Here is an 11,558-nt window from a genome sequence, read left to right as displayed (position 1 = left end):
CCTACTACGACTACTACCAGCCCGAGGCCTACGTCCCGCAGACCGACACCTACATCGAGAAGGACTCCTCGATCAACGAGGAGGTCGAGCGGCTGCGCCACTCCGCGACCAACAGCCTGCTCACCCGCCGCGACGTGATCGTGGTCAGCACGGTCTCCTGCATCTACGGCCTCGGCACCCCGCAGGAGTACGTCGACCGGATGATCCGGCTCAAGGTCGGCCAGGAGCACGACCGCGACTCGATCCTGCGCCGCCTGGTGGAGATCCAGTACACCCGCAACGACATGTCGTTCACCCGCGGCACCTTCCGGGTGCGCGGCGACACGCTCGAGGTGTTCCCGGTCTACGAGGAGATGGCGATCCGCATCGAGTTCTTCGGTGACGAGATCGAGCGGATGATGACGCTCCACCCGGTCACCGGCGAGGTCGTCACCGAGGACCACGAGCTCTACATCTTCCCGGCGACCCACTACGTCGCCGGCCCCGAGCGCATGGAGCGCGCGATCCGCGGCATCGAGCTCGAGCTGGAGGACCAGCTCGCCAAGTTCGAGCGCGAGGGCAAGCTGCTGGAGGCCCAGCGGCTGCGGATGCGCACGACGTACGACATCGAGATGATGCGCCAGGTCGGCTCCTGCTCGGGCATCGAGAACTACTCGATGCACATCGACGGCCGCTCCCGCGGGTCGGCGCCGAACTGCCTGCTCGACTACTTCCCCGAGGACTTCGTGCTGGTCGTGGACGAGTCCCACGTCGCGGTCCCTCAGATCGGCGGCATGTACGAGGGCGACATGTCGCGCAAGCGCAACCTGGTCGACCACGGGTTCCGGCTGCCGAGCGCGATGGACAACCGACCGCTGCGGTGGGAGGAGTTCCTCGACCGGATCGGCCAGACGATCTACCTCTCCGCGACCCCGGGTGACTACGAGCTCGACAAGGTCGGGGGCGACACCGTCGAGCAGATCATCCGCCCGACCGGCCTGGTCGACCCCGAGGTCATCGTCAAGCCGACCAAGGGCCAGATCGACGACCTGATCCACGAGATCAACGTCCGGGTCGAGAAGGGTGAGCGGGTGCTGGTCACCACGCTGACCAAGAAGATGTCGGAGGACCTCACCGACTACCTCCTCGACGCCGGCATCCGCACCCGCTACCTCCACTCCGAGGTCGACACCCTCAAGCGGATCGAGCTGCTCCGCGACCTGCGGCTGGGGTCCTACGACGTGCTCGTCGGCATCAACCTGCTCCGCGAGGGCCTCGACCTGCCCGAGGTCTCGCTCGTGGCGATCCTCGACGCCGACAAGGAGGGCTTCCTGCGCTCCGACAAGTCGCTGATCCAGACGATCGGCCGCGCGGCCCGCAACGTGTCCGGTCAGGTGCACATGTACGCCGACCGCATCACGCCCTCGATGGAGTCGGCGATCGACGAGACCAACCGCCGCCGGGCCAAGCAGGTCGCCTACAACACCGCCCACGGCATCGACCCCCAGCCGCTGCGCAAGAAGATCGCCGACATCACCGACATGCTCGCCCGCGAGGAGGAGAGCACCCAGGAGCTGCTCGAGACCTGGCAGCACCAGGACCCCAAGAAGCGCAAGGCCCCGGTGCCCGGCCTCTCCCGCATCGCGGGTGGCGAGGCGGGGCAGCATGCGGGCGACCTGGCCGGGCTGCCGAGCGCCGAGCTCGCCCAGCTGATCCAGGAGCTCACCGACCAGATGAAGGGCGCCGCCGCCGAGCTGCACTTCGAGGTGGCCGCCCGGCTGCGCGACGAGATCGGCGACCTGAAGAAGGAGCTGCGCCAGATGATGGATGCGACCAAGTGACCGCCGTACGCCAGGTCCAGGTGACCTTCGACTGCGCCGACCCGCGTGCGCTGTCGCTGTTCTGGAACAACGTGCTCGGCTACGAGCTGCCACCGCCGCCCCCGGGCTTCGAGTCCTGGGACGCGTTCTCCGCGACCCTGCCCGAGCACCTGCGCAACAGCGCGTCGGCCTCGCAGGACCCCACCGGCGCGGGCCCACGGCTGTTCTTCCAGCGGGTGCCCGAGGGCAAGGCCGCCAAGAACCGCGTCCACCTCGACGTCCGCGCGGCGCCGGGGCTCCAGGGCGAGGAGCGGATGGCCGCCCTCGAGTCCGAGTGCGAGCGGCTCGTCGCCCTGGGCGCCACCCGGGTCGAGCGCCACGAGCCCGGACCGCCGATGAGCGCCGGCCACCTCGTGATGCAGGACCCCGAGGGCAACGAGTTCTGCCTGGACTGACCCGCCTAGGATGGGGTGAGTGACGCCGAGCCTCCGCAGCCCCTACGCGGTCTGGGCGGTCGGCCTCCTCGTCTACCTCGTGGCGGTGTTCCACCGCTCGTCGCTGGCGGTCGCGGGACTCGCGGCCACCGACCGGTTCGACATCTCGGCCGCGCAGCTGGCGACGTTCACGATGCTGCAGCTGTTGGTCTACGCCGGCCTCCAGATCCCGGTCGGCCTGCTCGTCGACCGGTTCGGGCCGCGCAGCGTGCTGCTCACCGGCACCGTGCTGCTCACGCTCGCCCAGGCCGGGTTCGCCCTGGCCTCGACGTACGGGCTCGCGCTGCTGGCCCGGGTCTTCGTCGGCATGGGCGACGCGATGACGTTCATCTGCGTGCTGCGCCTGGTCAGCACCTGGTTCCCGGGGCGGCGGATCCCGTTGGTCACCCAGCTGACCGGCACGATCGGACAGCTCGGCGCGATCGGGGCCGCGGTGCCGATGACCTGGGCGCTGCGCGAGCTGGGGTGGACGACGGCCTACCTGCTCGCCGCGTCGCTGGGGATCCTCCTGGCCGTCGCGCTGCTCGCGGTCGTCCGCGACACCCCCCACGTGACGCACCTGCGTGGACCGGCGATGTCGCTGCCTGCGGTGCGCGACAGCCTCGCGGCCTCGTGGGCCCACCCCGGCACGCGGCTCGGCTTCTGGATGCACTTCGTGACCCAGTTCAGCGCGACCGCGCTGAGCCTGCTGTGGGGCTACCCGTTCTTCGTGCGCGGTGAGGGGACGAGCTCCGGCGTCGCCGGCGTGCTGCTGACGATCATGGTCGTCGCGGTGATGTGCACCGGCCCCGTGCTCGGGTGGCTCGTGGGTGCGCACCCGTGGCACCGCTCGACGATGGTGCTCACGATCGTCGGCACGATCGTCGCGGTCTGGACGTTGGTGCTCGCCTGGCCCGGCGACGCGCCGCTGGGGCTGCTGGTCCTGCTGGTCGTCGTGGTCGGCGTCGGTGGCCCGGCGTCGATGATCGGCTTCGACCTCGGACGCACGTCGAACCCGGACGAGCGGCTCGCCAGCGCCAGCGGGATCATCAACCAGGGCGGCTTCATCGCCAGCCTGCTGCTGGTGATCGCGATCGGCCTCATCCTCGACTGGCGCACTCCGGGCAGCAGCTCGGCGTACGGACCCGACGCCTTCCGCTGGGCGATGAGCGCCCAGTACGTCCTCTGGGCGGTCGGTCTGACCCAGGTGTACCGCTACCGGGTCAAGACCCGTCGGGTCGTCGACCGCGACGAACTCGAAGGACCGCGGGTCATCCCGGCGGCGTAGGACCGGCGACGGTCGAGGGCTGGCGACCCCCTAGGCTTTGTCGAGTCTGTTGATCGACAAACGCCAGTCAGGGGGTATCGGTGCACGTCTCCGCGACGGTCGCTGTGAGCCGGGGGCCGCTGGCCCCGGCTGCGGCGCAGGTCCTCGAGCAGGTCCGCCGCGCGGGCGCTGTGCGCCGCGACGAGCTCGTGACGGCGACCCGGCTGAGCCCGGCGACCGTCGGGCGCGCGGTGGCCCAGCTGGTCGACGCGGGCCTGCTGCGGGAGTGCCTACCGAAGCGTCGCCGCCCCGGCGTCGGACGGCCGGGGATCCCCGTCGAGGTGGACCCGGACGCCTATGTGACGATCGGCGTCCACGTGGGCCGCCGGATCACGACCGTGGCGCTCGGCGACGTCGCCGGGCACGTGGTCGCCAGCGACACGGTGCGGCGCGCCGTCGGTGCGGATCCGGACCTGACTGCGGCCAGCCAGCGGGCGGCGGCGCTCCTCGCGGCGCTGCCGGGGCGCGTGCCGCTGTCGGCCGGAGTCGTCGGACCGTGGCGCGACCTCGGACTGTCGCCGGAGCAGGTCGGTGCCGAGCTGCACGAGCTGACGGGACTACCGGTGCGTGCGGGCGACCACGTCGCCGCCGTCGCTGCGACCGAGTTCCTGCACCGTCGCCAGGGGGCGCCGGGCACCACCCTCTATGTCTACGCGCGCGACACCATCGGCTTCGCGGTCGCGCTTGACGCGGGCGCGCAGGCCGAGGTGTCCCAGGTGGGGAGCCTCGGCCACTTTCCGAGCGGCTCGGACGTCGCGTGCTGGTGTGGACGCACCGGGTGCCTGGAGGTGACCGCCGGCGACGACGCCGTCATTCGTGCTGCGCGTGACGCGGGCCTGCTCGGGGTGGCGCGGGCGAACCGGGGTGTCGGTCCGATCGGGGACCTGTACTCGCGGGTCGGCGAACCAGCAGTCCTGGCGCTCGTGCGCAGGCGGGCGAGGATCCTCGGCCGCGTCGCCGCGTCGGTCCGAGACATCGTGGCCCCCGACCGGGTGGTCCTGGTGGGTCAGGCGTTCACCGGCTGCCCGCCCGTGCTCGGGGACATCACCGAGGCCATGGCCGAGGCGGGACTGCTCGACGAGGTCCCGGTCTCGTTCACGCGCTTCGGGTCGGGCATCCAAGCCGTCGCGGCCTGCACGATCGCGCTCGGACCCATCTACGACGACCCGCTCGGCGTCGTGTCCGGGGTCCGCTGAGCCCCTGCGGCCCCGCTCTCGGGGAAACGGCTCACGGTGAGCAGAAGTCTTTGAGTAGTAAGTCAATCAGACTACTGTTCTTATCTGGGGCGCCGGCCCGCACCCGGCCGGCGCCCCCGCCATCGTGCCCCGAGACGAGAGAGTCCCATGAATCGCACCCGTTCCCGCCTCCGTGCCCGTCGAGCGGTCGCCGCAGCGGCCACGACGCTTCTCGCATCGGCCGGTCTCACCGGCTGCGGGACCGCCTTCGGCGGCGGCGCCGACGGCGAGGAGACCACCATCCGCTACCAGAGCTATGCGGGGGCGGTCGACGCGTTCCTGCTCGCCGACGCACTCGGCAAGCTCGACGGCCTCGAGCTCGACCGGGTCGGTGACGTCACCGGCGGGCCGCAGGCGCTGCAGGCGCTGGTCTCCAACCAGACCGACATCGGGTCGTCGGCGTTCTACGGCGCCATCGCCCAGCTGGTCGCCTCGGGCGCCCCGATCAAGGCCGTGATCCCGTTCTACGGCTCCAACCAGGACAGCAACCAGAAGCTCGTCGTCCTCGACGACTCGCCGATCCGGTCCGCAGAGGACCTGATCGGCAAGAAGATCGCGGTCAACACGCTCGGCGCCAACTCCGAGGCGGTGCTCGACACCTGGTTCGACCAGGAGGGCCTGAGCGAGGCGGAGCAGGACCGGATCACGCTCGTCCCGCTGCCGCCGCTCAACATGCCCGAGGCCCTCGGCAACCATCAGGTCGACGCCGCGATGGTCTCCTTCGTCGGCTACCGGCAGACAGCCGCCCAGTACGACGTCCGCGAGGTCGTCAACGACGTCGAGGTCGTCGGCTCGCCCTACGCCGGCGGCGGGCTCACGATGCGCACCGACTTCATGAAGCGCAACCCCGACACCACTCGCGAGATCGTCGAAGGGGTGGCGGCCGCCATCGAGTTCATCGAGACCCACAGCAAGCAGGAGGTCTTCGACGTCTACTTCCCCTACCTCGAGAAGGAGGGGTACGGCGACTACATCGAGCCGATCAAGGAGAACTTCCCCGGCACCCTCGGCCTGGACCCGCACCCCGTCATTGCGGACGAGGACATCGAACGCTGGGTCGACTGGCTGGACAGCCGCGGCGACATCGACGCCGACGACCTCGACGTGTCCGACGTCTACACCAACGAGTTCAACCCGAACGCCTGACCAGGAGCCACACCATGAGTTCACGCATCGAGCTGAGTCACGTCGGGCAGACCTTCTGGGTCCGCGGCGACGAGGACCGGCAGCTCCGGGAGTTCGTCGCGCTCGACGACCTGGACCTCGAGATCGGCGCCGGGGAGTTCGTGACCGTCGTCGGTCCCTCCGGGTGCGGCAAGTCGACGGTCCTCGATCTCATCGCAGGTCTGGCCACGCCGAGCGCCGGCCGGTTGACCATCGACGGAGTGCCGATCACGGGTCCGGGTCTGGACCGCAGTGTCGTCTTCCAGCAGTACACGCTGCTGCCGTGGCGCACGGCCGCCGGCAACGTCGAGTTCGCGCTCGAGGCCCGAGGGGGGCTCACCAAGCGGGAGCGCGCGACCCGGGCCCGTGAGTACCTCGACCTGGTGGGGCTCTCGGAGTTCGCCGGACGCTATCCCCACGAGCTGTCGGGCGGCATGAAGCAGCGGGTCGCGATTGCCCGCAGCCTGTCCTACGAGCCCCAGGTCCTGCTCATGGACGAGCCGTTCGGTGCCCTCGACGCCCAGACCCGCGAACGGCTCCAGGAGGAGCTGCTCGGCATCTGGCGACGCACCGGCACCACGGTCGTGTTCATCACCCACGACATCGACGAGGCGGTGTTCCTCGGACAGCGCGTCGCCGTGATGAGCGCACGACCCGGCCGGATCAGCGAGGTCATCGCCGTCGACCTCGACCGCGAGGCCGCGGCGGAGACCGACGTCCGCGCGACCCGGCAGTTCGCTGAGCACCGCCACCACATCTGGTCGCTGCTGCGCCAGCAGCACGCGGCGGACACGGACCCGACCCGGGAGCTCGCCCATGTCTAACCTGCTCGATGAGCTGACCGAGGCGCGTCCCAACCCGCGCCAGGAGGAGGCCGTCCGCGGCAGGGGAGTCTCGCTCAGGAGGCGCAAGGCGGCGACGCTGTCGCGTGGCGTCGCCGGGCTCGTCGCGCTGGCGCTGATCTGGGAGCTCGCCCCCCGCCTCGGGCTGGTCGACTCCTACTTCATCCCGCCGCTGCACGTGGTGCTCGACGCCTGGTGGAGCATGGTCCTCGACGGCGAGCTGCTGCGGCACGTGCGCGCCAGCCTGGCGCGATCGGCGATCGGATTCGGCCTCGCGATCGCGATCGCGATCCCCCTCGGCGCGGTGATCGCGTGGTACCGCCCGGCACGCGAGTTCTTCACGCCGATGCTGGAGGTCTTCCGCAACACCGCCGCGTTGGCGATCCTTCCGGTCTTCATGTTGCTGCTCGGCATCGGGGAGACCTCGAAGATCGCGATCGTCCTCTACGCGTGCTTCTTCCCGATCCTGCTCTCGACGATCACCGGGGTCGCGACCGTCGACCCGCAGCTGCTGCGGTCGGCGCGGGTGCTCGGCCTCTCGCCCGTCGCGACGTTCCGCAAGGTCGTGTTCCCGGCAGCGGTCCCGACGATCTTCACCGGCATCCGCATCTCGGGCGCTGCGGCCATCCTCGTGCTCATCGCCGCCGAGATGATCGGCGCGACCGCCGGCCTCGGCTTCCTCATCAACTACGCGCAGTACAACTTCCTGATCCCGAAGATGTACGCCGCGATCCTCACCACCTCTGCGATCGGCGTCGCCGTCAACTACGGCCTGATCGCCCTCGAGCGCCGCTTCTCGCGCTGGCGCGCCTGACCCCTGACCGCCGTACGCCCCGACAGGAGAACACCCATGACCGACCAGCCCCGTCAGCTCAGCCTGAACGCCTTCCTCCACGACACCGGCCACCACGAGGCGTCCTGGCGCCACCCGGAGTCCTCGGTGGAGCGAGCCCACGACATCGACTTCTACGTCGAGCTCGCCCAACGGGCGGAGGCAGCGAAGCTCGACGGCGTCTTCTTCGCCGACATCCCGGGCGTCTGGGCGGCGACCCCGTACCGTCCGACCGCGCACCTCGAGCCGATCACCCGGCTGGCGGCGATCGCTGCCCGCACCGAGCGCATCGGGCTGATCGCCACCGCGTCGACGACGTTCTACGAGCCCTACAACCTGGCCCGGCTGTTCTCCTCCCTCGACATCCTCTCGGGTGGGCGAGCGGGCTGGAACATCGTCACCACGCAGTCCGACGTGGCCGCGCGCAACTTCAGCCTCACCGAGATCCCGAGCCCCGAGGAGCGCTACGTCCGGGCCCAGGAGTTCGTCGACGTCGTGACGAAGCTCTGGGACAGCTGGGAGGACGACGCGATCCTCGCCGACCGCGAGTCGGGCGTGTACTTCGACCCCGCGAAGGTCCACCCGATCGAGCACGTCGGCCGACACTTCCAGGTGGAGGGGGCTCTGGCCGCACCCCGGTCTCCCCAGGGCCGCCCGGTCTACGTCCAGGCCGGGTCGTCGAACGACGGTCGGGCCTTCGCCGCGCGCAACGCGGAAGCGATCTTCACCGCCCACCAGACGATCGAGGACGCCCAGGCGTTCTACGTCGACATCAAGTCGCGCACCGCGAAGCTCGGCCGCAACCCCGACCACGTGAAGGTGCTGCCCGGCATCAGCCCGTTCCTCGGCGCCACCGAGGCAGAGGCGAAGGAGCTGCAGCACTACGTCAACTCGCTCACCGTCCCGGCCTACGGCCTCGCCCAGCTCGAGGGTCTGGTGGGGGTCTCGCTGGCCGAGCTGGAGCTCGACGAGCCGGTCCCCGCCGAGCTGTTCGCCGGCTCGGGCGACGTGCTCGACAACAACCGCAGCCGGCTGCAGGTGGTCGCCAACATCGTGGAGCGCGACCGCCCCACGCTGCGCCAGCTCCTGCACCGCCTGGCCGGTGCCCGTGGCCACAACGTCGTGGCCGGGACTCCGCTGCAGGTCGCCGACCTGATCACGGAGTGGTTCGAGAACGGCGCCGCCGACGGCTTCAACGTGATGCCGCCGCTCTACCCGCAGCTGCTCGATGCCTTCACCGCGCAGGTGGTGCCGATCCTGCAGGACAGGGGCATCTTCCGCACCGAGTACACGGGATCCACCCTGCGCGAGCACTTCGGGCTGCCCCGCCCGGAGAGCCTCTACAGCGGCGGCGCGCGCCCGGAGACCGGGATCGACCTGGCCGGAGCCGCCCGTGCCTAGCGGTGGCCGGGTCGCGGTGGTCGTCGGCAACCCCCAGGCCGGCTCGCGCACGCTCGCGGCGGCGGCGTACGTCGCACGCGAGCTCGCGGGGACCGAGCCGGACCTCGTGGTGGACCTCACCACGCTGGGCGCCGACCTGCTCGACTGGGCGTCGCCCGAGGTCGCCGATCTCGTCGGTCAGGTCGGCAAGGCCGACCTGGTGGTCGTCGCCTCGCCGACGTACAAGGGCACCTACACGGGTCTGCTCAAGCTGTTCCTCGACCGGTTCGCCGGGCAGACCGGGCTCACCGGCCTCGCCGTGCCCCTGATGCTCGGCGCCTCGGACGCGCACGCCCTGGCGCCGGAGCTGGCCCTGCGTCCGGTGCTCACCGAGCTCGGCGCCACCGTCCCGGGACGCGGGCTGTACGTCGTGGACTCTCGCCACGACGACCCAGAGGCGTACGCCGCCTGGCTGGCGGCGACCCGGCCGCACGTGACGCGCTACCTCCAAGGGGAGTCATGACGATCGCATTTCCCACCAACCAGGACCTCGATCCGGGCCGGCTGCGCCAGGCGTTCGGAACGTTCCCGACCGGCGTGGTGGCCGTGGCCGCGGAGGTCGACGGCGCGCTGGTCGGCCTGGCGGCGAGCAGCTTCACGAGCGTCAGCCTCGATCCACCGCTGGTCTCCATCAACCTGGCCCGCACGTCGAAGACCTGGCCCGACCTGCGCCGCGCCGCACGGCTGGGCCTGACCGTGCTGGCCGACCACCACGGTCCGCTGTGCCGGCAGCTCGCCGGGCCTGTGGAGCGCCGCTTCGAGCGCGTCGACGTGACGGTCACCGAGCACCGTGCGGTGGTGGTGGACGACGGGCTGGCGAAGTTCGAGACGACCGTGTTCCGGGAGGTCGAGGCGGGCGACCACGTGCTGGTGCTGCTGGAGCTCCACGCCGTCGACCACTCCGACGTCAGCGGCCCGCTGATCTTCCACCGCAGCGTCTTCGGTCGCCTCGCGACCGCGGACCTGGCGGCGCCTCGATGAGCGGTGAGCGGCCGCGGGTCGTCGTCGTGGGGGCGGGCGCCGGCGGGACGCTGACGGCGCTGCACCTGGTCCGGGCCGCCCGCAGCAGCGCCCGTCCGATCGACGTGGTGCTCCTCGACCCCGCGGACCAGTGGGGCCGCGGGGCCGCGTTCGGCACCACCGACGACGCGCACCTGCTCAACGTCCCCGCTTCCGGGATGTCGGCACTGCCCGACGATCCCGACTCGTTCGTGCGCTGGCTCGCCGCCCGCTCGGGAGACGGGTCCGTCGATCCACATGCGTTCGTGCCGCGGCGGCTGTTCGCGCGCTACCTCGACGAGATCCTGACCTGCCAGCACACGGCGGCAGGCGACCTCGTCGGCCTGGCCCACGTCCGCACGCTCGCGACCGGGATCGCGCGCACCGGACGGGGCTGGCGGGTAGCCATGCGGGACGGCCGGCCCCTGGACGCGGACGCGATGGTCCTGGCCCTGGGGCTGCCCCGACCGTCTGTCGACTGGGCGCCGGGCGGCCTGGCCGGCTTCGCGCGGTTCGTCGCCGACCCGTGGGAGCCCGGCGCGCTCGACCGGGTGCGGCGCGACACCGCGGGCCCGGGTGACGTCCTCGTCGTGGGCACCGGTCTGACGATGGTCGACGTGGCGTTGACGCTGACCGGGCCGGGGGCTCGGCCGGACCGGCGGGTCCGCGCGATCTCCCGTCACGGTCGCCTGCCGCGGGAGCACCGGACCGAGCAGCGGCCGGCCATGGTGCCCGACGTCTCCGGCTGGGGTGCGGACCTCGACGAGATCCTGGACCGAGCCGCAGCCCACCTGCGCGCGGCTCGCCGCGCGACCGGGGACTGGCGCCCGGGGGTCGATGGGCTCCGATTCCGGGTCGGGGAGCTGTGGGGTCGCCTCGATGATGCGGCGCGGCTCCGCTTCGTGGCCGAGCACGCGGGGGAGTGGGGCTCGTTGCGGCACCGGATCCCCGCGCCCAGCGCGCAGCGGCTCGCGACCCTGCGGGCGGCCGGTCGGCTGGACGTGGGTCGGGGGCAGCTCGTCGACGCGAGGCCGCTCGTCGGAGGCGGGCTGGCCGTCACGCTCTCGGACGGCACGACCAGCGAGGTCGGGTGGGTCGTCAACTGCACCGGGCCGGCCGGCGACGTCCGGGTCCTCGGCAACCCGTTGGTGGACGACCTCCTCCGGCCGCGCCCCGGCGGTGCGCTGGCGTCGGTCGCGACCGCAGGCCTCGGGCTGCGCACCGCGGGGGGCCGGCTCGTCGACGACGCCGGCTCGGCCGAGGCCCCTGCGTGGGCCGTCGGCGCCCTGCGCCGTGGCGAGCTCTGGGAGTCGACGGCCGTGCCGGAGATCCGCGCCCAGGCCGAGAGCGTGGCCAGAGCCGTCGTGACCGAGCTGTCGGGGGCGGTGGCGCTGGCCTGAGCGCCGGGTGGGTCCCGGGACCAACGTCCCGGCCCGTCGGAGGAGAA

Annotated in this window: 11 protein-coding genes; all 11 read left to right on the top strand. The window is 71.6% G+C overall.

The genetic code is table 11. The annotated features are described in order from the left end of the window. Window positions 1–1,820 (top strand): excinuclease ABC subunit UvrB (uvrB, locus tag Q0L15_RS00690; RefSeq protein ID WP_296601514.1); only part of this gene is annotated, 1,820 nt, incomplete at its 5' end. After that, window positions 1,817–2,254, top strand: a complete 438-nt coding sequence (locus tag Q0L15_RS00685; protein WP_296601513.1) for a VOC family protein — start codon at window positions 1,817–1,819, stop codon at window positions 2,252–2,254. The genes uvrB and Q0L15_RS00685, both read left to right, overlap by 4 nt. 19 nt (window positions 2,255–2,273) lie before the next feature. Further along, the gene (locus Q0L15_RS00680; RefSeq protein WP_296601511.1) at window positions 2,274–3,560 is read left to right on the top strand and encodes a nitrate/nitrite transporter; all 1,287 of its coding nucleotides are present in this window, start codon (window positions 2,274–2,276) and stop codon (window positions 3,558–3,560) included. An 80-nt stretch (window positions 3,561–3,640) separates the two neighbouring features. Beyond that, entirely contained in the window at window positions 3,641–4,795 is a 1,155-nt protein-coding gene (locus Q0L15_RS00675; RefSeq protein ID WP_296601510.1) for an ROK family transcriptional regulator, read from the top strand. Window positions 4,796–4,942: 147 nt separating this feature from the next. Further along, window positions 4,943–5,980 carry an ABC transporter substrate-binding protein gene (locus Q0L15_RS00670; protein WP_296601508.1) on the top strand — a complete coding sequence of 346 codons (1,038 nt, stop codon included), beginning with the start codon at window positions 4,943–4,945 and terminating at the stop codon, window positions 5,978–5,980. A gap of 14 nt (window positions 5,981–5,994) precedes the next feature. After that, entirely contained in the window at window positions 5,995–6,822 is an 828-nt protein-coding gene (locus Q0L15_RS00665; protein ID WP_296601506.1) for an ABC transporter ATP-binding protein, read from the top strand. After that, window positions 6,815–7,654: an ABC transporter permease gene (locus Q0L15_RS00660; protein WP_296601505.1), complete on the top strand. Its 840-nt coding sequence runs from the start codon at window positions 6,815–6,817 to the stop codon at window positions 7,652–7,654. Before Q0L15_RS00665 ends, Q0L15_RS00660 begins: the two co-directional genes overlap by 8 nt. A gap of 36 nt (window positions 7,655–7,690) precedes the next feature. Next, entirely contained in the window at window positions 7,691–9,073 is a 1,383-nt protein-coding gene (locus Q0L15_RS00655; RefSeq protein ID WP_296601504.1) for an LLM class flavin-dependent oxidoreductase, read from the top strand. After that, window positions 9,066–9,575, top strand: a complete 510-nt coding sequence (locus Q0L15_RS00650; protein ID WP_296601503.1) for an NAD(P)H-dependent oxidoreductase — start codon at window positions 9,066–9,068, stop codon at window positions 9,573–9,575. Before Q0L15_RS00655 ends, Q0L15_RS00650 begins: the two co-directional genes overlap by 8 nt. Beyond that, window positions 9,572–10,093, top strand: a complete 522-nt coding sequence (locus Q0L15_RS00645) for a flavin reductase family protein (protein WP_296601502.1) — start codon at window positions 9,572–9,574, stop codon at window positions 10,091–10,093. Before Q0L15_RS00650 ends, Q0L15_RS00645 begins: the two co-directional genes overlap by 4 nt. Continuing rightward, window positions 10,090–11,511, top strand: coding sequence for an FAD/NAD(P)-binding protein (locus Q0L15_RS00640; protein ID WP_296601500.1), 1,422 nt, complete (start codon window positions 10,090–10,092; stop codon window positions 11,509–11,511). Before Q0L15_RS00645 ends, Q0L15_RS00640 begins: the two co-directional genes overlap by 4 nt. Window positions 11,512–11,558: the final 47 nt, after the last annotated feature.

This window comes from Nocardioides sp., assembly GCF_024509035.1.
GTDB lineage: Bacteria > Actinomycetota > Actinomycetes > Propionibacteriales > Nocardioidaceae > Nocardioides.
This window is presented reverse-complemented; position numbering and strand designations above follow the sequence as displayed.

Bases quoted from the DNA above. Each gene is read 5' to 3' on its own strand.
- Q0L15_RS00640 (WP_296601500.1), top strand. From the start codon at position 10,090: ATGAGCGGTGAGCGGCCGCGGGTCGTCGTCGTGGGGGCGGGCGCCGGC.
- Q0L15_RS00665 (WP_296601506.1), top strand. From the start codon at position 5,995: ATGAGTTCACGCATCGAGCTGAGTCACGTCGGGCAGACCTTCTGGGTC.
- Q0L15_RS00660 (WP_296601505.1), top strand. From the start codon at position 6,815: ATGTCTAACCTGCTCGATGAGCTGACCGAGGCGCGTCCCAACCCGCGC.
- Q0L15_RS00670 (WP_296601508.1), top strand. From the start codon at position 4,943: ATGAATCGCACCCGTTCCCGCCTCCGTGCCCGTCGAGCGGTCGCCGCA.
- Q0L15_RS00655 (WP_296601504.1), top strand. From the start codon at position 7,691: ATGACCGACCAGCCCCGTCAGCTCAGCCTGAACGCCTTCCTCCACGAC.
- Q0L15_RS00645 (WP_296601502.1), top strand. From the start codon at position 9,572: ATGACGATCGCATTTCCCACCAACCAGGACCTCGATCCGGGCCGGCTG.